21 protein-coding genes and 1 riboswitch are annotated in these 20,963 nt (G+C 70.6%); of the genes, 8 read left to right on the forward strand and 13 right to left on the reverse strand.

From position 1 onward, the window contains the following. Nucleotides 1-22 precede the first annotated feature (22 nt). The 7 genes from SCNRRL3882_RS11065 (at nucleotide 23) to SCNRRL3882_RS11095 (ending at nucleotide 7,039) form a co-directional block, all read left to right on the forward strand. Nucleotides 23-538, forward strand: a complete 516-nt coding sequence (locus SCNRRL3882_RS11065) for an Lrp/AsnC family transcriptional regulator (protein ID WP_010044422.1) — start codon at nucleotides 23-25, stop codon at nucleotides 536-538. A 19-nt stretch (nucleotides 539-557) separates the two neighbouring features. Further along, nucleotides 558-1,919 carry an aspartate aminotransferase family protein gene (locus tag SCNRRL3882_RS11070; RefSeq protein ID WP_267880847.1) on the forward strand — a complete coding sequence of 454 codons (1,362 nt, stop codon included), beginning with the start codon at nucleotides 558-560 and terminating at the stop codon, nucleotides 1,917-1,919. Nucleotides 1,920-2,169: 250 nt separating this feature from the next. Further along, nucleotides 2,170-2,919, forward strand: a complete 750-nt coding sequence (locus SCNRRL3882_RS11075; RefSeq protein WP_010044426.1) for an ABC transporter ATP-binding protein — start codon at nucleotides 2,170-2,172, stop codon at nucleotides 2,917-2,919. Beyond that, nucleotides 2,901-4,508, forward strand: coding sequence for a hypothetical protein (locus SCNRRL3882_RS11080; protein WP_102514782.1), 1,608 nt, complete (start codon nucleotides 2,901-2,903; stop codon nucleotides 4,506-4,508). Before SCNRRL3882_RS11075 ends, SCNRRL3882_RS11080 begins: the two co-directional genes overlap by 19 nt. Before the next feature lie 113 nt (nucleotides 4,509-4,621). Beyond that, nucleotides 4,622-5,029 (forward strand): VOC family protein, encoded by a 408-nt coding sequence (locus SCNRRL3882_RS11085; protein ID WP_010044432.1) that lies wholly within the window; start codon nucleotides 4,622-4,624, stop codon nucleotides 5,027-5,029. Between the two features lie 24 nt (nucleotides 5,030-5,053). Next, nucleotides 5,054-6,175 (forward strand): LOG family protein, encoded by a 1,122-nt coding sequence (locus SCNRRL3882_RS11090; protein ID WP_010044433.1) that lies wholly within the window; start codon nucleotides 5,054-5,056, stop codon nucleotides 6,173-6,175. Nucleotides 6,176-6,379: 204 nt separating this feature from the next. Further along, a complete protein-coding gene (locus SCNRRL3882_RS11095) occupies nucleotides 6,380-7,039 on the forward strand; it encodes an LAETG motif-containing sortase-dependent surface protein (protein ID WP_010044434.1) in 660 nt (219 codons plus the stop codon). 68 nt (nucleotides 7,040-7,107) lie between these two features. Here SCNRRL3882_RS11095 and SCNRRL3882_RS11100 read toward each other — a convergent pair whose 3' ends face one another. The 11 genes from SCNRRL3882_RS11100 to rpsB all read right to left on the reverse strand — a co-directional run bounded on the left by SCNRRL3882_RS11100 (nucleotide 7,108) and on the right by rpsB (nucleotide 18,413). Then, complete coding sequence (locus SCNRRL3882_RS11100; RefSeq protein WP_010044435.1) at nucleotides 7,108-7,905, reverse strand: maleylpyruvate isomerase family mycothiol-dependent enzyme; 798 nt, start codon at nucleotides 7,903-7,905, stop codon at nucleotides 7,108-7,110. 25 nt (nucleotides 7,906-7,930) lie between these two features. Then, on the reverse strand, nucleotides 7,931-8,950 hold the full coding sequence (locus SCNRRL3882_RS11105) for an ABC transporter ATP-binding protein (protein WP_010044436.1): 1,020 nt from the start codon (nucleotides 8,948-8,950) through the stop codon (nucleotides 7,931-7,933). Beyond that, a complete protein-coding gene (locus tag SCNRRL3882_RS11110; protein WP_029181497.1) occupies nucleotides 8,950-10,551 on the reverse strand; it encodes an ABC transporter permease in 1,602 nt (533 codons plus the stop codon). Before SCNRRL3882_RS11110 ends, SCNRRL3882_RS11105 begins: the two co-directional genes overlap by 1 nt. Nucleotides 10,552-10,595: 44 nt before the next feature. After that, nucleotides 10,596-11,633 carry a thiamine ABC transporter substrate-binding protein gene (locus SCNRRL3882_RS11115; protein WP_202458869.1) on the reverse strand — a complete coding sequence of 346 codons (1,038 nt, stop codon included), beginning with the start codon at nucleotides 11,631-11,633 and terminating at the stop codon, nucleotides 10,596-10,598. 124 nt (nucleotides 11,634-11,757) lie between these two features. Further along, a riboswitch (TPP riboswitch) is annotated at nucleotides 11,758-11,864 on the reverse strand. A gap of 54 nt (nucleotides 11,865-11,918) precedes the next feature. After that, a complete protein-coding gene (gene rlmN / locus SCNRRL3882_RS11120) occupies nucleotides 11,919-13,025 on the reverse strand; it encodes a 23S rRNA (adenine(2503)-C(2))-methyltransferase RlmN (protein WP_010044441.1) in 1,107 nt (368 codons plus the stop codon). 68 nt (nucleotides 13,026-13,093) lie between these two features. Beyond that, nucleotides 13,094-13,540 (reverse strand): SRPBCC family protein, encoded by a 447-nt coding sequence (locus tag SCNRRL3882_RS11125; RefSeq protein ID WP_029181498.1) that lies wholly within the window; start codon nucleotides 13,538-13,540, stop codon nucleotides 13,094-13,096. A 162-nt stretch (nucleotides 13,541-13,702) separates the two neighbouring features. Beyond that, nucleotides 13,703-14,830, reverse strand: coding sequence for a phosphatidate cytidylyltransferase (locus tag SCNRRL3882_RS11130; protein WP_078602921.1), 1,128 nt, complete (start codon nucleotides 14,828-14,830; stop codon nucleotides 13,703-13,705). Next, on the reverse strand, nucleotides 14,830-15,387 hold the full coding sequence (frr, locus tag SCNRRL3882_RS11135) for a ribosome recycling factor (RefSeq protein ID WP_010044450.1): 558 nt from the start codon (nucleotides 15,385-15,387) through the stop codon (nucleotides 14,830-14,832). The genes SCNRRL3882_RS11130 and frr overlap by 1 nt, the downstream gene beginning before the upstream one ends. 164 nt (nucleotides 15,388-15,551) lie before the next feature. Beyond that, complete coding sequence (pyrH, locus tag SCNRRL3882_RS11140) at nucleotides 15,552-16,310, reverse strand: UMP kinase (RefSeq protein WP_010044452.1); 759 nt, start codon at nucleotides 16,308-16,310, stop codon at nucleotides 15,552-15,554. Nucleotides 16,311-16,494: 184 nt separating this feature from the next. Next, nucleotides 16,495-17,331, reverse strand: a complete 837-nt coding sequence (tsf, locus tag SCNRRL3882_RS11145) for a translation elongation factor Ts (RefSeq protein WP_010044454.1) — start codon at nucleotides 17,329-17,331, stop codon at nucleotides 16,495-16,497. A gap of 173 nt (nucleotides 17,332-17,504) precedes the next feature. After that, entirely contained in the window at nucleotides 17,505-18,413 is a 909-nt protein-coding gene (gene rpsB / locus SCNRRL3882_RS11150; protein WP_010044455.1) for a 30S ribosomal protein S2, read from the reverse strand. Nucleotides 18,414-18,686: 273 nt separating this feature from the next. Between rpsB and SCNRRL3882_RS11155 the strand changes: the two genes are divergently transcribed. Next, entirely contained in the window at nucleotides 18,687-19,256 is a 570-nt protein-coding gene (locus tag SCNRRL3882_RS11155) for a murein hydrolase activator EnvC family protein (protein ID WP_050810299.1), read from the forward strand. 31 nt (nucleotides 19,257-19,287) lie between these two features. On the opposite strand, the gene SCNRRL3882_RS11160 is transcribed toward SCNRRL3882_RS11155, so the two are convergent. Together SCNRRL3882_RS11160 and whiG are read right to left on the reverse strand one after the other, a co-directional pair. Next, the gene (locus tag SCNRRL3882_RS11160) at nucleotides 19,288-19,845 is read right to left on the reverse strand and encodes a TetR/AcrR family transcriptional regulator (RefSeq protein WP_029181499.1); all 558 of its coding nucleotides are present in this window, start codon (nucleotides 19,843-19,845) and stop codon (nucleotides 19,288-19,290) included. 94 nt (nucleotides 19,846-19,939) lie between these two features. Further along, entirely contained in the window at nucleotides 19,940-20,782 is an 843-nt protein-coding gene (gene whiG, locus SCNRRL3882_RS11165; protein WP_010044462.1) for an RNA polymerase sigma factor WhiG, read from the reverse strand. Nucleotides 20,783-20,963 lie beyond the last annotated feature (181 nt).

A 20,963-nucleotide genomic window follows, 5' to 3' on the forward strand; every position in this document is an offset into this window, starting at 1 on the left:
CTTGCGGAAGTGTCGAGACCTCGTGCACAGTGAGCCCGTGGCCAGTCGAAGCGCAGACCAGAGGGACTCCCGCGAGTCCAGGAACGGCGGTCCCCAGCTGGACGCCGTCTCCCTCGCCATCATCGAGCAGCTCCAGGAGGACGGCCGCCGTCCGTACGCCGCCATCGGCAAGGCCGTGGGCCTCTCCGAGGCGGCCGTGCGCCAGCGCGTCCAGAAGCTGCTCGACCAGGGCGTGATGCAGATCGTCGCCGTCACGGACCCGCTCACCGTGGGATTCCGCAGACAGGCGATGGTCGGCGTCAACGTCGAGGGCGACGTGGAGTCGGTGGCGGACGCGCTGACGGCCATGTCCGAATGCGAGTACGTGGTGATGACCGCAGGCTCCTTCGACCTGATGGTGGAGATCGTCTGCGAGGACGACGACCACCTCCTGGACGTCATCAACAAACGCATCCGGGCCGTCCCCGGAGTGCGCTCCACCGAGAGCTTCGTCTACCTCAAGCTCAAGAAGCAGACCTACATGTGGGGAACCCGATAACCGTGAGGACCCGATAGCCGTGAGCAAGGACCTCTCCCAGACCGCGTACGACCACCTGTGGATGCACTTCACGCGCATGTCGTCGTACGAGAAGTCCCCCGTCCCCACCATCGTCCGGGGCGAGGGCACGTACATCTACGACGACCGGGGCAAGCGCTACCTCGACGGTCTCGCCGGCCTGTTCGTGGTGCAGGCCGGGCACGGCCGCGTCGAGCTCGCCGAGACCGCCTTCAAGCAGGCGCAGGAGCTGGCGTTCTTCCCGGTGTGGTCCTACGCCCACCCCAAGGCCGTCGAGCTGGCCGAGCGCCTCGCGCACCACGCGCCGGGCGACCTGAACAAGGTCTTCTTCACCACCGGCGGCGGTGAGGCGGTCGAGACCGCCTGGAAGCTCGCCAAGCAGTACTTCAAGCTGGTCGGCAAGCCCACCAAGCACAAGGTCATCTCCCGCGCGGTCGCCTACCACGGCACCCCGCAGGGCGCCCTGTCCATCACCGGACTGCCCGCCCTGAAGGCGCCCTTCGAGCCCCTCGTCCCCGGCGCCCACAAGGTCCCGAACACGAATATCTACCGGGCGCCGATCCACGGTGACGACCCCGAGGCCTTCGGCCGCTGGGCCGCCGACCAGATCGAGCAGCAGATCCTCTTCGAGGGCCCCGACACGGTCGCCGCGGTCTTCCTGGAGCCGGTGCAGAACGCGGGCGGCTGCTTCCCGCCCCCGCCCGGCTACTTCCAGCGGGTCCGCGAGATCTGCGACCAGTACGACGTGCTGCTCGTCTCCGACGAGGTCATCTGCGCCTTCGGCCGGCTGGGCACGATGTTCGCCTGCGACAAGTTCGGCTACGTCCCGGACATGATCACCTGCGCCAAGGGCATGACCTCGGGCTACTCCCCGATCGGCGCGTGCGTCGTCTCCGACCGCCTCGCCGAGCCGTTCTACAAGGGCGACAACACCTTCCTGCACGGCTACACCTTCGGCGGCCACCCGGTCTCCGCGGCCGTGGGCCTCGCCAACCTCGACCTGTTCGAGCGCGAGAACCTCACCCAGCACGTCCTGGACAACGAGGGCGCGTTCCGCTCCACCCTGGAGAAGCTCCACGACCTGCCGATCGTCGGCGACGTCCGCGGCAACGGCTTCTTCTACGGCATCGAGCTGGTCAAGGACAAGGCCACCAAGGAGTCCTTCGACGCGGACGAGACCGAGCGGGTCCTGTACGGCTTCCTCTCCAAGAAGCTGTACGAGAACGGCCTGTACTGCCGCGCCGACGACCGCGGCGACCCGGTCGTCCAGCTCGCCCCGCCGCTGATCTCCGACCAGTCGACGTTCGACGAGATCGAGCAGATCCTGCGCGCCACGCTGTCGGAGGCGTGGACGAAGCTCTGATGTCGCTCCCGATGTCGTTCTGAATCGTCAGTGTCACCCTGAACGTCATGTCGTTCTGATCGTCTGTCTGGATGATCAACACCGGCCCCGGTGCCCCCCGTTCGAGTGAGAAACGGCGGCCCGGGGCCGCGTGCTGTCCGGCGTCCCGCCGCCTACTGCCTAGCGTGCCAGTGACCGATCGGCCCTGCCTTCGTTCCCCCGGACGGGGGATTGGCACGGGAACTACGGATCTGAACCGAGGTGTACGCCCATGGAGGCCCCGCCTGACAACGACGTGCTCTGGGCACGCGCCCTGCACTTCCAGCACGACGACGGCTCCCCCGCGCTCAGCGGTGTCTCGCTCGGCGTCCGGGAGGGCGAGATCCTCGCCGTGAGCGGCCCGCGCGGCAGCGGCAAGACCACCCTGCTGCGGTGCCTGTCCGGCCTGGTGCCCGTCCGGCGCGGCGAGGTCTGGTTCAACAGCGTGCCCGTGCACACCATGGGCCCCCTCACCCGTGAGCGGCTGCGCCGCGACCGGTTCGGCTGGATCGACCCGGCTCCCGTGCTGGTGCCGGAGCTCAACGCGTGGGAGAACACCGCCCTGCCGCTGATGCTGCGCGGCACCAGCCGGCGCCGCGCCAAGACCGCGGCCCTGGAGTGGCTGGAGCGCCTGGACATCGGCGAGAGCGCTCGCAAACGTCCCCACCAGCTGGTGCAGGCCGAGCGGCAGCGGGTGTGCATCGCCCGCGCCCTCGCCCCCGCGCCGTCGGTGCTGTTCGCCGACGAGCCCACGGCCCCCCTGCACCGCGCCGACCGCGCCCATGTGCTGCGCACGCTCACCACTGCGGCCCGCTCCCACGGCATCACGGTCGTCCTGGCCACGCACGACGCGGAGACCGCGGCGCTCGCCGACCGCACGGTGTCCCTGCTCGACGGGCGGCGCGTGCAGACCGTGCACCTGCCGCCGGTCGCCGGACCCACCGAGACGGAAGGCCGGGCCGCGTGCTCGCTCTCCGTCTGACCCGCGGCGCCCACCCCGCCCTCCAGCTGCGCCGCCTCCTGGTCGCGGCGGCCTCGGCGGGCACGGGTTTCCTGTTGCTGTGCGCCCTGGGCTACGCGCTGGGCCACCCCGGTTCCACCGGCGCCGCCCTGCTGCGGCTCGCCTGGTGCGTGGCTCCCCTGGCCGCCACGGTGTACTTCGCGGTCGCGGTGGCCCGCACCGACCCCGCTACGAAGCCCCGCCCCGGCCTCTCCGCGATCGGACTCGGCCCGCTGCGCCTGATGGCCGTCTCGGCGACGACGACGGCCCTGTCCTGCACGCTGGGCTCGATGCTGGCCCTGCTGTTCTTCCTGCACCTGCGCGGCGACCTGACGGGCATGCCGTTCGACGGCGCGGCCGCCGAGTCCCTCGCGGCGGACCAACCGCTGCCGCTGCCGGGAGCCCTGACGCTGCTCGCGCTCGTGCCCACAGCCGCGTCGGTGGCGGTGGCGCTGGCGCTGCGGCCCCGGGAGGCGGCGCCGGCCCCGGCCCGGCGGCCGGCCGGGATGTACGGCCGTTTCGGCACGTACCGGAGCACGAGCACACGCGAGACCTTCGGGGCGTACGGCCGTTTCGGCCGGCAGATCGTCCTGCCCACGGACGGTCGTGCCCCCGAGCCGGCCACGTCGGCCGGGCAGAACGCGCAGCACGGCGGGCCGCCTCCGGCGCGGACGGGCGAGTCCGTCCCGGCGGCGGCCACGGGCCCGACCGCCCGGGGCGCCGGGAGCACGGTGGAGGACCCGGCCCAGCCGTCCGTGTCCCAGCCGGCGGCAGACGGCACCGTGAGCGCCGTGATCCCGGCCGGCAGCGCCGCGCACGGGGCCGGGAACGCCGCGCACGCGGCTGGGGGCGCCGTCCGTCAGTCGGCCCGGCACGCCGCGGCACCCGACGGTGCCGGCGATCCCGCCGCTTCCGACGCGGCCCTGCCGGAAACCGCCCTGCCGAGCCCCGCCCTGCTCCACACCGCCCCGACCGCCGCCCCCTCCGGTCTCCCCTGGGGCATCACCGTCCTGACGGCGGGTCTCGCCGTGGAGACGTACACGAGCCGTACCGCCCCCACGCCTCCCGACCTCACCTTCTCCGGCGCCTCCCCCGGCGTCCTGGCGGGCTGGGCGCTGGCCGCCGTCGGCCTGGCCCTGGCCGGTCCGGGCCTGACCCATCTGTGCGGGCGGCTGCTCCAGTCGGCCCGCCCCGGCGCCCTCCGGCTCCTGGCCGGCCGGATCCTCATGACGGAGGCCACCCGGATCGGCCGCCCCCTGGGCGTGGTCTGCGCCGTGCTCGCGGCGGCGTACGCCATGGCCCTGCTGCACGCCCCGGACGGACTGTCGCTCGGCCCGCTGACCACGCTCGGCGTGCTGCTGGTGACCGGCTGCACCGTGGCGACGCTCCTCATGGCCGCCGTCGAGGCCCGGCAGGCCCGCGCCGACACCACCGCCGCGCTGCTGCGCCTCGGCGCCCCCGGGAGGATGCTGCGCGGCGCCGCCGCCCTCCGCGCGGGCGCGCTGTTCGCCCTGTTCGGCCCGCTCACCCTGACCGTCGCCGAACTGGCGGCGCTGCCCCTGGCCCGCTGACCGACTCGGCTGAACAACTCGTACGAAAAAAAATCTCCGTCCGGCGATGAGTTCCGTGCCGGCCCCCGGTCTATCCCCGCGTAACGACACGGACCCGATGGGAGAGACCCCGCATGTACCAGCAGATGGTCTTCGTGAACCTGTGCGTCAGCGACCTCGGCGCCTCGAAGAAGTTCTTCACGGAACTCGGCTACCAGATCAACGAGCAGTTCAGCGACGACACCACCGCCTCGGTCGTGATCAGCGAGACCATCGTGGTGATGGTGCACACCAAGGAGAAGTACGCCCAGTTCACCAAGAAGGAGATCGCGGACCCGAAGAAGACCAGCGAGGTGCTGATCGCGCTGAGCTCCGAGAGCCGCGAGAAGGTCGACGAGCTGGTCGAGAAGGCGGTCGCGGCGGGCGGTTCCGTCTCCGGCGAGACGCAGGACCACGGGTTCATGTACGGCCGCGCCTTCGACGACCCGGACGGCCACACCTTCGAGGTCGTGTGGATGGACCCGGCGGCCGTCGAGGGCTGAGCGGCGCTGTGCCAGCATGGGCGCGTGCAGACGATGCCCGCCCATGCGGCCCACCATGACGACCGTGAGATCGAGACGCTGGAGGAGTTCGACGCCACCGTCTCGGCGCGCGGCACGCTCGCCGGTCACCGCGTCCAGGCCGTCGACCTGACGGACCGTACGCGCGAACTGCTCAGCACGGACACGGCGGGCGCCGTCTTCCTCGGCTGCGCGATGCGCGAGGAGGCCGCCGCGAAGGTCCGCACGGACGGCGCCCTGGTCTTCCCGCCGGTCCCGGACCTGCCCTTCGACCCGTACCGGGGCCATGTGTACGCACCGGACGAGCTCTTCGCGTCGCTGCCGGACGGCTACGAGGCCACGCCCGACGCCCAGGCCTACGCCTGGTTCCAGCGCACGAAGGCGGACCGGGACATCTACGCCTCCATGCTGCGCGCGATCCACGACGACTCCGTCTCGGACGCGCTCGACGAACTCCTGTCCGGCGCCCGGGTCGTGGGCGTGATGGGCGGGCACGCGATGGCCCGTGGCACGGAGGAGTACGCGGGGGCGGCTCGGCTCGGCCGGGAGCTGGCCCGTGCCGGTCTCACGGTCGCCACGGGTGGCGGCCCGGGCGCGATGGAGGCCGCCAACCTGGGCGCCTACGCCGCCCCGTTCGGCGACGAGATGCTCACCGAGTCGCTCGAACTGCTCGCCAAGGCACCGCACTTCACGCCGTCGATCACGCAGTGGGCGACGGCCGCCTTCGAGATACGCACCCGCTGGCCGCAGGGCGGGCGTTCCGTGGGCATCCCGACCTGGTTCTACGGCCACGAGCCGCCCAACGCCTTCGCGTCGCACATCGCCAAGTACTTCGCCAACGCCACCCGTGAGGACGGCCTGCTGGCCCGGTCGAACGCGGGCGTGGTGTTCCTGCCGGGCGCCGCAGGCACCGTACAGGAGATCTTCGACAACGCGACGCCCAACTACTACGAGTCGCGCGGCGAGCCGACGCCGATGGTGCTCGTGAACCGCGCGCACTGGACGGAGCGGCTGCCGACGTGGTCACTGCTCCAGTCGCTGGCCAGGGGCCGTTCGATGGAGGCGCGGATCGCGCTCGTGGAGCGGATCGAGGAGGCGCCGGAGGCGTTGAAACGTCTCGGCGGTTAATAAGCTGGCAAAGCAAGTGCTTGCAACCTGCATATGCGTTGACACTACTTATGCGGCGCTTATAGACCTGGGAGCCTCCCGGTAGTGCTGATGCTCAGTCAACACTGCCTCCACCCCCCGCATTTGCGCATCCTGTAAAGGACAAACGTGGCAGTTCTGTCCGTATCACGCCGTACGGCTTCGCGCCGTACCGTCGCACGTTCCGTGCGGATCCTCGGTGTCGTCTCCGCCTCGGCCGCGCTCGCGCTCGGTGCCGCCGGCAACGCGCTCGCCTGCAACATCAACGAGTTCTCGGCCGAGGCGAAGTGCGATGGCGACAAGGGCGTCATCACCGTCACCGACGTGGACCCCGCCGGTGTCCCGGCGACCGTCACCGTGTACCTGGAGAACAAGGGGGCCGACGTGAAGAAGGTCGGCGAGCAGGTGGTCAAGGGCTCGCGCGAGGGCACCACCATCACCTTCGCCGAGAACTGGAAGCCGAACGCGGAGTACCGCATCCACGTCCAGGCCGCTCCGTACGTCGACGAGGACATCGACCCGAACCTCGTCACCCCGGCCACGGCCTGCAAGAAGGACGAGGAGAAGCCGCCGGCGACTCCCCCGGCCACGCCGACCCCGTCGGCCTCCCCCTCGAAGCCGGCCGAGGAGACGGACACCCCGGCTCCTTCGCCGTCGGAGAGCGAGAGCAGCACGCCGGCGGGCAACGCGCCCGCGCCCGCGGCCGGTGACTCCAACCTCGCCGAGACCGGCGCCAACTCCAACACCGGCATCATCGCCGGTGTCGCGGCGGCCCTGGTCGTCGTCGGTGGCGGCGCGGTGTTCTTCGGCATGCGCCGTCGTGGGGCGAAGAGCAGCGACAGCTGACGCCCGCACATCAGCGCCCGTTGGTGGCCCGTCCCTCTCGCGGGGGCGGGCCATCGCCTGTTCCGGCGCTAGCCGAACGTCGCCCGCTCCAGCCAGAACTCCAGCAGGTCCCGCTCCCCCAGCACCTCCAGCTCCGGGGAGTCCAGCGGCAGCCGGCGGTAGAACGCGAGCAGGACGGAGGTGAGCGGTCCGCGCAGGGCGACCGTGGCCTTCTCGTGGCCCCGGCGCCAGGTGACACCCTCCTCGGTGAGTTCGATGAGCCACTCGGCGTTCAGGCCGGGGCCGGTGTCGGTGGCGTGCAGATGGATGCTGCGGCCCGGGCCGCGCAGTTCCCCCACCGTGTCGTGGGGTGCCGTCCGCTGCACGTACTCCACGATCTGGAGCCACTCGTCGATCGCGTCGGCGGCCACCTCGGGCGCGACCTCGAAGGGCAGGCCGGCGGCGAGCGTGGCGTCCGCACGGTGCACGGTGATCTCGTGCGTCGCCCGGCGGGCCCAGAACCCGGAGTCGAGGATCCCCGCCCAGCCCCACACCTTCGTGTCCGGCCCGGCCTCCCGCAGCGCTGTGACGACCTGCTCGCCGCTCTCCGCCAGCCAGGCGTCCAGTACGGCGGCGTCGCCCCGGGTGCCGGGTCCGGCGAGGCCCGGCACCCGTTCCTCGGGCACCTCCTCCTCGGCCCGGGTCCGCACGATGAACTCCACCCAGCGCAGGGCACCGCCCAGGTGCCGGACCAGGTCCTCCAGCGACCAGTCCGGGCAGGTCGGCACCGGGCCGGACAGATCGGCGCCGGACGTCACCACGGACCTCAACAGAGCGACCTGGTGGGCGACTTCGTCGCAGTAACGGTCGTGCGTGAGTAGCGTCATGCCCCGCACCTTAGGCGGCAGCCGATCAGCCGAGCACCACGATTTCGGCCGCGTCGAACTCCACCCCGACCTCGTCCCCGGTCTCCGGCGCCGCCCGCAGCGCGCACGCCGCCTCCAGGCGCGGTGCGCCATCAGGCTGGAGGTGGACGGAGACATGGGTGCCCTTGAAGGTGCGCGCGGTCACCGTGCAGCGCAGGCCCGTGCCGGCCGGCACCAGGCGCACGCCCGCGGGCCGCACGAGCAGGGTCCGGGTGCCCTGCGGGGCGCCCTCCGGCACCGGCACCTTGCCCCACGGCGTGTCCGCGGCCTCCGCCCCGACCGTCGCCTCGACGACGTTCTCGAAGCCGAGGAAGCGGGCGACGAACGCGTCGGCCGGCCGCTGCCACACCTGGAGCGGCGTACCGGACTGGGCGATCCTGCCGTCCCGCATCACCACGACCCGGTCGGCCAGCGCGAAGGCCTCCCCCTGGTCGTGCGTCACGGCGAGCACGGTGGTGCCCAACCGGCCGAACAGCTCCTTCAGTTCGACGACGAGCCGCTCCCTGAGCGACCGGTCGAGCTGGCCCAGCGGCTCGTCCAGCATCAGCAACCGGGGGCTCGGTGCCAACGCCCGGGCCAGCGCGACCCGTTGCTGCTCCCCGCCGGACAGCGCGGCGACGGCCCGGCGGGACGCGCCCGGCAGCCCGACCAGGTCCAGCAACTCCTGTACACGGTCGGCCTGTTGCCGCTTCGACGCCCCGTGCATACGCAGTCCGAAGGCGACGTTGCCGCCCACGTCCCGCTGCGGGAACAGCTGGTGGTCCTGGAACATCAGCCCGACCCCGCGCCGGTGCGCGGGCACGCCCACCTGGTCGCGCCCGTCGAGCGCCACCCGCCCGGAGTCGAGCGGCTGGAGCCCCGCCACCGCCCGCAGCAGCGTCGACTTGCCGCTGCCGCTGGGCCCGAGCACACACACGATCTCGTGCTCGGCGACCTCAAGGTCGACGGCGTCCAGCACGGCACGCCCGCCGAAACGGACCGTCGCACCTTCCAGAGCCAGCAGCATCAGAACTCCCCGGTCCGGTCCGTGCGAAGCCTCTCCAGCACCAGCAGGGCCACGGCGCACACCACCATCAGAATCGTCGAAAGGGCCATCGCCTGGCCGTAGTTCAGCTCCCCGGGCCGCCCCAGCAGCCGCGCCACGGCCACCGGCAGCGTCGGGTTGTCGGGCCGCGCGATGAACACCGTCGCCCCGAACTCCCCGAGCGACACGGCGAAGGCGAACCCGGCCGCGATCAGCAGCGCCCGCCGCACCATCGGCAGATCCACCTCACGCCACACCCGCCAGGGCGAGGCCCCCAGCACCGAGGCCGCCTCCCGCAACCGCACGTCCACCGCCCGCAGTACGGGCAGCATCGTCCGCACGACGAACGGCACACCGACCAGCGCCTGCGCGAGCGGCACCAGGATCCACGAGGACCTCAGATCGAGCGGCGGCGCGTCGAGGGCGATCAGGAACCCGAACCCGACGGTCACCGCGGACACCCCGAGCGGCAGCATCAGCAGGGCGTCGAAGCCGCGCACGAACCGCCCGGCGTCCCGGCGGGTGAGCGCGACGGCGGCAAGACCGCCGATCACCACGGCGATGAGCGTGGCGGCTACGGCGTACGACAGCGAGTTGCCGATGGCCTCGATCGGCGGGACGAGGAACACTCCCCCGTCCTCGCGGGTCAGCGCCCGGTAGTAGCCGAAGCCGGGGGCGTCCAGGGATCGCTGCACCAGCACGGCGAGCGGCAGCAGGAGCAGCACGGATACGGTGACGAGCACCCCGCCCAGCAGCGCCCACTGCCCCGTGCCACGCGGCCGGCGCGCGGTCACGGACGGGTCCACCAGCCGCAGCGCGGTCTCCCGCCGCCGTACGGTCCAGGCGTGCAGGGCGAGGATCGCGCCCACGGCGACGAACTGGATCAGCGTCAGCACGGCGGCCGTGGACAGGTCGAAGATCTCCGACGTCTGCCGGTAGATCTCCACCTCCAGGGTCGAGAAGGTGGGCCCGCCGAGGATCTGGACGACACCGAAGGAGGTGAAGGTGAACAGGAAGACCATGAGCGCGGCGGCGGCCACGGCGGGCGCGAGCGCCGGCAGCGTGACCTGCCGCCAGGCCCTCAGCGGCGACGCCCCGAGCATCCGCGCGGCCTCCTCCTGCCGCGGGTCGAGCTGCGCCCAGAGCCCGCCGACGGTCCGGACGACGACCGCGTAGTTGAAGAAGACGTGCGCGAGCAGGATCGCCCACACGGTGGTGTCCAGCCGCACGCCCCACAGCTCGTCGAGCAGTCCGCCGCGCCCGACCAGCGCCAGGAACGCCGTACCGACGACGACCGTCGGCAGCACGAACGGCACGGTCACCACGGCCCGCAGGACCTGCTTGCCGCGGAAGTCGAAGCGCGCGAAGACATACGCGCCGGGCAGCGCGACCAGCAGGGTGAGTGCCGTCGAGACGATCGCCTGCCAGGTGGTGAACCACAGCACGTGCCGGACGTCGGACTGCGCCAGCACCTCGCCGATCCGCCCGAACCGCCAGACCCCGTCGACCTTCAGGCCGCGCGCGACGATCGCGGCGACGGGGTAGGCGAAGAAGACGGCGAAGAACGCGACGGGCACGGCGATGAGCCCGAGCCGCGCCGCGCTCCCGCGCCGGTCCCTGCGGACGGTTACCTCAGTACGAGTGAGGTCCACGACTTGACCCACTGGTCACGGTTGTCGGCGATCTTCGCCGGGTCCATGGTCTCCGGGTCCTTGGCCTGCGGCCCGTACTTCACGAACTCCGGGGGGACCTGGGCGCCCTCGCGCACCGGGTACACGTACATGTTGAGCGGCATGTCCTCCTGGAACCGCTCGCTGATCAGGAAGTCGAGGAACGCCTTGCCGCCCTTGCTGTTCTTGGCGTTGCTCAGCAGCCCGGCGTACTCGACCTGCCGGAAGCAGGTGCCCTGCGCGACCCCGGTCGGTGCGGTGCTGGGCTTCGGGTCGGCGTAGACGACCTCGACGGGCGGCGAGGAGGCGTACGACACGACGAGCGGCCGGTCCCCCTTGGCCTTCTTGCCGCCGGCCGAGCCGGAGAACTCCTCGTTGTAGGCCTGTTCCCAGCCGTCGACGACCTTCGCGCCGTTGGCCTTGAGCTTCTTCCAGTACCCCTCCCAGCCGGCGTCGCCGTACTTCGCGGCGGTGCCCAGCAGGAAGCCCAGGCCGGGCGAGGAGGTCGACGCGTTCTCGGTGACCAGGAGGTTCTTGTACTGGGGCTTGACCAGGTCGTCGAAGCTGCGCGGCGGGTCGAGCTTGTGGTCGGCGAAGTACTTCTTGTCGTAGTTGACGCAGATGTCACCCGTGTCGATCGGAGTGACCCGGTGCTTGCCCTGGTCCGCCCGGTACTCCGGCGCGATCCGGTCCGAGCCCTTCGGCTCGTACGGCTGGAACAGGCCGTTGTCGAGGGCGCGGGACAGCAGCGTGTTGTCGACGCCGAAGAAGACGTCGCCCTGCGGGTTGTCCTTGGTCAGGATGGCCTTGTTCACGGCCTGCCCGGCGTCGCCGTCCTTGAGGACCCTGACCTTGTAGCCGGACTGCTTCTCGAAGGCCGCGATGACGTCCTTCGAGGCGGCCCACGAGTCGTGGCTGACGAGGGTCACGGTCTTGGAGTCGCCTGACCCCTGGCCGCCGTCGGACGACCCGCACGCGGCGAGTGTGCCGGCCATGCCGAGACCGACGACCACCGCCGTCAGCCGCTTTGTGGTGATGCTCACTGGATTCCTCCTGGAGGACCAGGAGAAGACGCGGCCCTGCCCGGGATCTCTGGGAATCCCGGGCAGGGCGCAACAGCTCGAGTGGAGACCGATCTCCCTACCCAGAATGACCTGGGCCAGGTTCGGAGGGTCTGCGGCCGTGTGCCGCACTCTCAGCGCTGTGGCGCTCCCCTGTCGGAATATGAAGGTGTCGGATATGCAGGTGCGGAGTATGCGGGTGTGCTTACGCCGGTCAGACTACCGTTCGGTGGCCGCGAGCTGACCACACGCCCCGTCGATCTCCTGACCACGGGTGTCCCGGATCGTCACCGGCACACCATGGGCCGCGATCGCCTCCACGAACGCCTTCTCGTCCTCGGGCCGCGAGGCGGTCCACTTGGAGCCGGGCGTCGGGTTGAGCGGGATCAGGTTCACGTGCACGGGCCTGCCCTTGAGCATGCGACCGAGCCGGTCACCGCGCCAGGCCTGATCGTTGATGTCCCGGATCAGCGCGTACTCGATGGACAGTCGGCGCCCGGACTTCGCCGCGTACTCGAACCCGGAGTCGAGGACCTCGCGCACCTTCCACCGCGTGTTCACGGGGACGAGGGTGTCGCGCAGCTCGTCGTCGGGGGCGTGCAGCGAGATCGCGAGGCGGCACTTGAGGCCCTCGTCCGCGAACCGGTGGATGGCCGGGACGAGACCGACCGTCGAGACCGTGATCCCGCGCTGCGAGAGCCCCAGCCCGTCGGGCTCGGGGTCGGTCAGCCGCCGGATGGCGCCGAGGACCCGGTTGTAGTTGGCGAGCGGCTCACCCATGCCCATGAACACGATGTTGCTGAGCCGCGCCGGGCCGCCCGGCACCTCGCCGTCCCTGAGCGCCCGCATACCGTCCACGATCTGGTGCACGATCTCGGCGGTGGACAGGTTCCGGTCGAGCCCCGCCTGCCCGGTCGCACAGAACGGGCAGTTCATCCCGCACCCGGCCTGCGAGCTGATGCACATCGTCACCCGGTCCGGGTAGCGCATCAGCACGGACTCGACGAGCGTCCCGTCGAACAGCCGCCACAGCGTCTTGCGCGTGGTGCCCTGGTCGGTCGACAGATGCCGCACGACGGACATCAGATCGGGAAGCAGCGCCTCCTGGAGCCGACCGCGGGAGCCGGCCGGAATGTCCGTCCACTGCTCCGGATCGTGCGCGTACCGCGCGAAGTAGTGCTGCGAGAGCTGCTTGGCACGAAACGGCTTCTCCCCGACAGCGGCAACGGCCTCCTTGCGCTCGGCAGGAGTGAGGTCGGCGAGATGCCGCGGCGGCTTCTTGGCTCCGCGCGGGGCGACGAAAGTGAGTTCTCCGGGCTTAGGCATGGCTCAACCAGTGTCGCAGATCGATTTGGGTGACCTGCGACCGCTGCCCTTCGCCTGCCCTCAGCCGACTACCCCGCGTGCTCCAGCCGGTCCTTGAGGAGCTGCTCGTTGCGGGGCAGTTCCTTGCGGACCTGGGGGCGTACGACGAGCGGGACGAGGACCTTGCCGACGCCGTGGCCCTCGAAGTCGATCTCGATCGTCACGTGGGAGCGCTGCCCCTCGTCGAACGGCTCGACCTCGCCGTGCACCCGTGCCCGGACAGGGCCGTCGACACCTCGCATACCCCAGCTGTGCGGCGGGTCGTACTCCGTGACCTCCATGGTCATCGGCATGATCCGGCGGCCGACGTGCCGGGTGACCCGCATCCGGGAGCCGACGCCGAACGGCCCCTCGTCAAGTCGTTCCGCGGACACGGCGCTCAGCTGCCACTCCGGCAGCCGCGGGGCGTCCATGAGGTAGTCGTACACATCTTCGGGACGCCGGTCGACATCGATGCTCTGTCGAATACTGGACATGTTGCTCCCCTTTGCGACGTACACCTGAATCGTCCCACTTGGTGACGTCGCAGGCACCCCGCACAACGACAGCGAGCCCCCGCCGACATCGGACGGGAGCTCGCCGTAAAGGCTGCGGAAGCCGCAACAGAAGCCGCAAGGGCCGTGAAAGCCGTAATCGCCTCAGCCCGACCCCACGAAGAGCACGAGCAACAGCCACACCACCGGAGCCGTCGGCAGCAGCGAGTCCAGCCGGTCCATGATGCCGCCGTGCCCGGGCAGCAGCGTGCCCATGTCCTTGATGCCGAGGTCCCGCTTGATCATGGACTCGCCGAGGTCCCCCAGCGTGGCGCTGACCGCGACCGCGAGGCCGAGCACCAGGCCCTGCCACCAGGCACCGTCGTCGATGAGGAACTGCATGCACAGCGCGCCCACGACCATCGCGAAGGAGACCGCGCCGAGCAGACCCTCGCGGGTCTTGCCGGGGCTGATGCGCGGGGCGAGCTTGTGCCGGCCGAAGCGCCAGCCGACCGCGTAGGCACCGGTGTCGCTGACGACCGTGAGCAGCAGGAACGTGAGCACCCGCTGCGGCCCGTCGTCCGCCGTCAGCATCATCGCGACGAACGTCGCCAGGAACGGCACGTAGAACGCCGCGAAGACGCCCGCTGTGACGTCCCGGAGGTAGTTCTCGGGCGGTTCCGTCATGCGCCACACGAGCACGGCCAGTGCCGTGAGCGCCATGGCGACCCAGGCGCCCTCGGCGCCCCGGACGTACCCGGCGACGACCATCGCGGCACCGCCGAGCGCGAGCGGCACGAGGGGGGCCCGGATGCCCTTGCGTTCGTCCAGCCGCTTGGTCAGCTCCCACAGGCCCACCACGACGGCGACCGCGATCACGCCGACGAACACGGCCTTGACGACGAACAGCGACGCGACGATCACCACGCCGAGCCCGACCCCGACCCCTATCGCGGCACTCAGGTCGCGACCCGCGCTCTTCTTCTGCGGCTCGGGTGCCGGCTCTACGGCGTCGGGCATGGGCTCCGGCTTCGTCTCGTTTCGGACCGGGGAGCCGCTCAGCCGAGCAGCCCCCCGGTCGTCATCCTGGTTTCCGCCGTATTCGGCTCCGTCGGGCACGATGGGCATGGGGCGAGTCTGAGGCGCTTCATGCGCATCGTAAGCGGGACCCGCCGGAGCGGCTCCCTGGACGTGCCCATGGCCAGGGCTGTGGGCGTGCCCATGGCCATGCCCTTGGTCGGTGGGCCCCCAGTACCCGGCCTGTGGCGGCGCCCCCCAGGAAGAGTCGTTCATCAGACCTCGAGCAGCTCCGCTTCCTTGTGCTTCAGGAGCTCGTCCACCTGCGCGACGTACTTCGCGGTGGTGTCGTCGAGCTCCTTCTCCGCACGGCGGCCCTCGTCCTCGCCGACCTCGCCGTCCTTGATCAGCTTGTCGATGGCGTCCTTGGCCTTGCGGCGCACGGAGCGGATGGAGACCTTGGCGTCCTCACCCTTGCTCTTGGCGACCTTGATGTACTCGCGGCGGCGCTCCTCGGTCAGCTCGGGGAACACCACCCGGATGATGTTGCCGTCGTTGCTCGGGTTGACGCCCAGGTCGGAGTCACGGATGGCCTGCTCGATGTTGCGCAGCGCGCTCTTGTCGAACGGGGTCACCACGGCCATGCGCGGCTCGGGCACCGAGAACGAGGCCAGCTGGTTGATCGGGGTCGGCGCACCGTAGTACTCGGCCACGATCTTGTTGAACATCGCCGGGTGCGCACGGCCGGTGCGGATCGCGGCGAAGTCCTCCTTGGCGACCACGACGGCCTTCTCCATCTTCTCCTCGGCCTCGAGGAGGGTCTCTTCGATCACCACTTGCTCCTGCGTGTCTTGAGTAGGCCCGGCTGCGGTTCCATGTGGGGCGGCGGCCGGCTGCGTCGCGTCTTCTTCCTGCACGGTTCCCGACCGGCGGAACATTGTCCATCCCCCGGCCCGGCTCCGTCCCGTCCGTCCCCCGGACGGGGTTGTTCTCGGTCTCAGTCCCGGCTGCCGGGGTCCCCCACCAGCGTGCCGATCTTCTCACCCTTGACGGCACGCCCGATGTTGCCCTCCGCCAGCAGCTCGAAGACCACGATAGGGAGCTTGTTGTCGCGGCACAGCGTCACGGCCGTGGCGTCGGCGACCTTCAGGTCGCGCGTGATGACCTCGCCGTAGCCGAGGTGGTCGAACTTCACCGCGTCCGGGTTGGTCTTCGGGTCGGAGTCGTAGACCCCGTCCACGCCGTTCTTGCCCATCAGCAGCGCCTCGGCGTCGATCTCCAGGGCGCGCTGGGCGGCGGTGGTGTCGGTGGAGAAGTACGGCATGCCCATACCGGCGCCGAAGATGACCACGCGGCCCTTCTCCAGGTGCCGCACGGCGCGCAGCGGGATGTAGGGCTCGGCGACCTGGCCCATGGTGATGGCGGTCTGCACCCGGCAGTCCACCCCCACCTTCTCCAGGAAGTCCTGGAGGGCCAGGCAGTTCATGACGGTGCCGAGCATGCCCATGTAGTCGGAGCGGGCCCGGTCCATGCCGCGCTGCTGGAGCTCGGCACCGCGGAAGAAGTTGCCGCCGCCGATGACGACCGCGATCTGCGCACCGTCGCGCACGACGGCCGCGATCTCGCGGGCGATCTTGTGCACCACGTCGGGGTCGACGCCCAGGCCCCCACCGCCGGAGAAGGCCTCTCCGGACAGCTTCAGCAGAAACCGGCCGCGCACTTTGCCATCGTCGCTCTTCTGGGCCTTCGTGGTCATGGGGGATCCCGCCTCTTTCACGTGTTGCACATACGAAGAAGGCCATTGCCGGTGGGGCGTGGTTCGCATCCCATACGGCAATGGCCTCCTCGTCAGATCTGCTGTCGTCCGCCACCCCTGTGACGGCGTACCCGGACGACTGCTGCCGACCCTATCGGGCTCGGGCGTCGATCGCGGTACTGACTCAGATGCCGACCTTGATGCGCGAGAAGCGCTTCAGGGTGACACCGGCCTCGTCCAGGACCTTCTGGACGGACTTCTTGTTGTCGAGCGCGTAGGGCTGGCCGAGCAGCGTGGCGTCCTTGAAGAAGCCGTTGAGGCGGCCCTCGACGATCTTCGGCAGGGCGGCCTCGGGCTTGCCCTCGGCGCGGGTGGTCTCCTCGGCGACGCGGCGCTCGGACTCGACGACCTCGGCCGGGACGTCCTCCTTGGAGAGGTACTTCGGCGCGAAGGCGGCGATGTGCTGGGCGACGCCCTTGGCGATCTCCGCGTTCGGCTTGTCCAGCTCGACGAGGACACCGATCTGCGGGGGCAGGTCGGGCATCGTGCGGTGCATGTACGCCGTCACGTAGCCGTCGGCGAACTGGGCGAAGCGGTCCAGGACGATCTTCTCGCCCAGGTTGGCGTTGGCCTCGTCCACGAACGCCTGGACGGTCTTGCCGGCCTCGATCTCGGAGGCGAGCAGGGCCTCGAGGTCGGCCGGGGAGGTCTTGGCGACGTGCTCGGCGATGGCCGTGGCCACGGCCTGGAACTTCTCGCCCTTGGCGACGAAGTCCGTCTCGCACTTCAGCTCGACGAGGACACCGGAGGAGTTGTCGTCGGCGATGATCGAGACGACGGCACCGTTCTCGGCGGAACGGCCCTCGCGCTTGGCGACGCCCTTCTGGCCCTTGATGCGGAGCGCCTCGACGGCCTTCTCGACGTTGCCCTCGGCCTCGTCCAGCGCCTTCTTGCAGTCCATCATGCCGGCGCCCGTGAGCTCACGGAGCTTCTTGACGTCGGCGGCGGTGTAGTTCGCCATGAGTCTGTGAATCTCTCTCGAAGTCTGGAAGATCGAAGATCTGCGGTGCGCTCCCATGGAGGCAGGAAGCGCTGTCCTGCCGCTGACCTACGGGTGAACGGCGGGAGCGGACTTCACCGCGCCGAAGCGCTGGTGATGCTGTGGCGCTCCCGCCGTCAACTCGGACTGACGGGTCAGGCCTGCTCGGCCTCGGCGGCCTTCTCGCCCTCGGCCGGCTTCTCGGCCTCGGCGGCGGGGGCGGCCTCGGCGGCCGGAGCAGCCTCGGCGGCCGGAGCGGCCTCAGCGGCGGGGGCAGCCTCGTCGGCCTTCTTCTCGCCCTCGAGCAGGTCGCGCTCCCACTCGGCCAGCGGCTCGCCCGCGGCCTTCTCGCCCTTGCCCTCGGTGGCGACACCGCTGCGGGCGATGAGGCCCTCGGCGACGGCGTCGGCGATGACGCGGGTGAGCAGGGTGACGGAGCGGATCGCGTCGTCGTTGCCCGGGATCTTGTAGTCGACCTCGTCGGGGTCGCAGTTGGTGTCGAGGATCGCGACGACCGGGATGTTCAGCTTCCGGGCCTCACCAACGGCGATGTGCTCCTTCTTGGTGTCCACGATCCAGACGGCGCTGGGCACCTTCTGCATCTCGCGGATACCGCCGAGGGTCTTCTCCAGCTTGGCCTTCTCGCGCGAGAGCACGAGAAGCTCCTTCTTGGTCAGACCGGACGCGGCGACGTCCTCGAAGTCGATCTGCTCGAGCTCCTTGAGGCGCTGCAGACGCTTGTAGACGGTCGAGAAGTTGGTGAGCATGCCGCCCAGCCAGCGCTGGTTGACGTAGGGCATGCCGACGCGGGTGGCCTGCTCGGCGATGGCCTCCTGCGCCTGCTTCTTCGTGCCGACGAACATGACCGTGCCGCCGTGGGCGACGGTCTCCTTGACGAACTCGTAGGCGCGGTCGATGTACGACAGCGACTGGAGCAGGTCGATGATGTAGATGCCGTTGCGCTCCGTGAAGATGAAGCGCTTCATCTTCGGGTTCCAACGACGGGTCTGGTGACCGAAGTGGACGCCGCTCTCCAGCAGCTCCCGCATCGTGACGACGGCCATGGCCGTATCTCCTTGTGCTTCTCGGTTGTGCCGCGGCTGCCGGATGGCTTCCGCGCCTGACGCCCACTGCGCGCCGTGCCACGAGGGACCGAGGGGCGCTGATACGGCCCGTTGCCGGGGTGCGTATCGGGGCGTGCGAAGTCGACCCGGTGACCCGGATCGCCACCAGAAGTGTACGGGACCCGCGGCGCCCCGGGTGACGCCGTTGTCCACAACCCGACTGCGGTCCACAGCCGCGGCCTGTGACGAGCGGCGGTCCGGGACGCTTTCCGCATGCGAGCGAAGCGATGTGTGCGTGTGTGTACGCGGCTGATCCTGCTGCTGGTCGTGACGGTGACGGCCCTGCTGGCCCCGCCGCCGCCCCTGTTCGCGGCCGGTTCACCGGTCGCGGACGTCACCGTGCCGGCAGTGGGACGCACATGGCCCGTCGGATTGCGCCCCCGGGTCGTGCGCGGTTGGGAGCCCCCGGCGAGCGTGTACGGCCCGGGCCACCGGGGCGTCGACCTGACGGCAGCCCCGGGGACGCCGGTACGGGCGGTGGCGGCGGGCCGGGTGTCCTTCGCGGGCCGGGTGGCCGGAAAGGGAGTGGTCTCGGTGGAACTCACCGGGACGGGCGACCCACCGCTGCGCACGACGTACGAACCGGTGACGGCGACGGTTGAGGAGGGCGACGAGGTCGGACCGGGCGAGGTGATCGGCACGGTGGACGCGACGGGCTCGCACTGCACCGCTGCGTGCGTGCACTGGGGCCTGCGCCGCGGCGAGACCTACCTGAACCCGCTGGCGCTTCTCCCGCCCTGGCTCCTGCACAGGGGCCCGTCGAGGCTGTTGCCGGTCCATTGACCAGCTGCGGGCAGTCGTGCCCGGACGAGGCTCAGCCCCGCACACCCCGCAGGGCCATGTTCACCGCGGCATCCGCGACAACGTCCGGCTCCTCCGCAGCCCCCAGCTCGATCCGCCGAACCGCCGCGTCCACGACCCCCTGCACCAGCATCGCCGCCAGCCGAGGCTGCTCGTGCCCCATCTCGCCCAGCGCCTCGACGATCATCGCGACCAGCCCACCATGCGCCGCCCGGATCTTCTCCCGGGCCCCGGCGTCCAGCTCACTCGCCGAGATCGCCACCACGGCCCGATGCCGCCGGTCCCCCACCAGTTCCAGCTGCTGCCGCACATACGCCTCGACCTTGGCCTCGGCCGTCCCCGCCCGCTCCATCGCCGCCGACACGTCCGCGGCCCAGACGGGAAAGTCGACCTCGCACAGCTCCTCGACCACGGCCGCCCGTGACCGGAAGTACTCGTAGACGGACGACCGCGCGAGCCCCGTCCGCTCGGCGAGGGCCGGGAAGGTCAGCGCCTCCGTACCGCCCTCGGACAACAAGGAACGAGCCGCGTCCAGCAGGGCGGCTCGCTGCATCGACCGGTGCTCGGCCACGGAGGCCGCTCGAATCCTTGGCACGTCAACCACTCTACGGACGCGCCGGGCCCGGCGGGAGTGGCTCCCGCCGACCCGTCGCCATCCGGCCAGGTCAGCGGCCGAAGCTCGCCAGTTTCGCTCTCAGCTGGAGCACCGACTTGGTGTGGATCTGGCTGACCCGGCTCTCGGTCACGCCCAGCACGTTCCCGATCTCGGCCAGCGTGAGCCCCTCGTAGTAGTACAGCGTGACCACGGTCTTCTCCCGCTCGGGCAGCGTGTTGATCGCCCGGGCGAGGAACCTGCGCAGTTCCCGGTCCTCGGCGACCTCCACGGGGTTGTCGGCGGCGGTGTCCTCCAGCGTGTCCATGACGCTCAGGCCGTCGCCGCCCTCCGCTCCGCCGTGCAGCAGCTCCTCCAGGGCCACCACGTTGGCCAGCGACAACTGGCTGAAGACCGCGTGGAGTTCCTCCACCGCGATGCCCATCTCGGAGGCCACCTCGCCCTCCGTCGGCGTCCGCCGCAGCCGCGCCTCCAGCGTGGCGTACGCGCGCTCCACGTTGCGCGCCTTCTGCCGCACCGACCGGGGGATCCAGTCCAGCGCCCGCAGCTCGTCGATCATCGCGCCCCGGATCCGGGTGATCGCGTACGTCTCGAACTTGATCTCGCGGTCGATGTCGAACTTCTCGATCGCGTCGATCAGCCCGAACACCCCGGACGAGACGAAGTCCGCCTGCTCGACGTTGGACGGCAGGCCCACGCTGACCCGGCCGGCGACGTACTTCACGAGCGGCGAGTAGTGCAGGATCAACTGCTCCCGCAGCCGCTCGTCCCCCGTCGCCTTGTAGGACCGCCACAGCTCGTCGAGCGTCGAGGGAGCGGGCGGCCGCACGCTGCCACCGTCACGGGCGGCTGGGGGGATCGCCGCCCGGTCGGACCCGGAGGTGTGCTGGGGCATTCGTCGCCTTGTGCCGTTCTGCTGCGGAGTGGTGCTGCTGGGGTGGGCTGTCTGTCTGATGTCGAGTTGCCTGTCCGTGTAGGCATCCTCGTGAGCGTAGCGTGACTGTGGTGTCGCGGTGCGCGAAGGGCGGAGGCCGAGAAGGGCGCAGATACGTTCCGCAGGGCGTCCCACCGGGTCG

The sequence above is a fragment of the Streptomyces chartreusis NRRL 3882 genome (assembly GCF_900236475.1).
Classification (GTDB): domain Bacteria; phylum Actinomycetota; class Actinomycetes; order Streptomycetales; family Streptomycetaceae; genus Streptomyces; species Streptomyces chartreusis_D.

Coding starts and splice junctions, on each gene's coding strand:
- SCNRRL3882_RS11075 (WP_010044426.1), top strand. CDS start 2,170: ATGGAGGCCCCGCCTGACAACGACGTGCTCTGGGCACGCGCCCTGCAC.
- SCNRRL3882_RS11085 (WP_010044432.1), top strand. CDS start 4,622: ATGTACCAGCAGATGGTCTTCGTGAACCTGTGCGTCAGCGACCTCGGC.
- SCNRRL3882_RS11100 (WP_010044435.1), bottom strand. CDS start 7,905: ATGACGCTACTCACGCACGACCGTTACTGCGACGAAGTCGCCCACCAG.
- SCNRRL3882_RS11105 (WP_010044436.1), bottom strand. CDS start 8,950: ATGCTGCTGGCTCTGGAAGGTGCGACGGTCCGTTTCGGCGGGCGTGCC.
- SCNRRL3882_RS11115 (WP_202458869.1), bottom strand. CDS start 11,633: ATGGCCGGCACACTCGCCGCGTGCGGGTCGTCCGACGGCGGCCAGGGG.
- rlmN (WP_010044441.1), bottom strand. CDS start 13,025: ATGCCTAAGCCCGGAGAACTCACTTTCGTCGCCCCGCGCGGAGCCAAG.
- SCNRRL3882_RS11125 (WP_029181498.1), bottom strand. CDS start 13,540: ATGTCCAGTATTCGACAGAGCATCGATGTCGACCGGCGTCCCGAAGAT.
- SCNRRL3882_RS11130 (WP_078602921.1), bottom strand. CDS start 14,830: ATGAACGACTCTTCCTGGGGGGCGCCGCCACAGGCCGGGTACTGGGGG.
- pyrH (WP_010044452.1), bottom strand. CDS start 16,310: ATGACCACGAAGGCCCAGAAGAGCGACGATGGCAAAGTGCGCGGCCGG.
- tsf (WP_010044454.1), bottom strand. CDS start 17,331: ATGGCGAACTACACCGCCGCCGACGTCAAGAAGCTCCGTGAGCTCACG.
- rpsB (WP_010044455.1), bottom strand. CDS start 18,413: ATGGCCGTCGTCACGATGCGGGAGCTGCTGGAGAGCGGCGTCCACTTC.
- SCNRRL3882_RS11155 (WP_050810299.1), top strand. CDS start 18,687: ATGCGAGCGAAGCGATGTGTGCGTGTGTGTACGCGGCTGATCCTGCTG.
- whiG (WP_010044462.1), bottom strand. CDS start 20,782: ATGCCCCAGCACACCTCCGGGTCCGACCGGGCGGCGATCCCCCCAGCC.